We start from the raw sequence: 308 nt of genomic DNA, 5'->3' as shown, positions 1-308 counted from the left end.
CCACGCCCTGATCGATATAGCCTTTCACCTTCTGATAATGCTGTTGAGTCACCAGCGGCCCCATGTCGTTGTGGTTGTCGCTGCCGGGGCCGACGCGCATGGCGGCCATCTGTTGCCGCAGCCCGGCGATCAGCGCGTCGGCGGTGCCGTCGCCCACCGCGACCACCAGCGGGATGGCCATGCAGCGCTGGCCGCAGGAGCCGAACGCCGCGCCCATCAGCGCGCCGACCGCGCCGGGGATATCGGCGTCCGGCAGCACCACCGCGTGGTTTTTGGCGCCGCCCAGCGCCTGCACCCGTTTGTTCTGG

1 protein-coding gene is annotated in these 308 nt (G+C 69.5%); it reads right to left on the bottom strand.

Annotated features, from left to right (window positions below; translation table 11 throughout):
* The coding region (locus tag JYB63_RS22790) for an aldehyde dehydrogenase family protein (RefSeq protein ID WP_205660210.1) at window positions 1-308 on the bottom strand (308 nt) is incomplete at both ends.

This window comes from Aliamphritea spongicola, assembly GCF_017051665.1.
Classification (GTDB): domain Bacteria; phylum Pseudomonadota; class Gammaproteobacteria; order Pseudomonadales; family Balneatricaceae; genus Amphritea; species Amphritea spongicola.
This window is presented reverse-complemented; position numbering and strand designations above follow the sequence as displayed.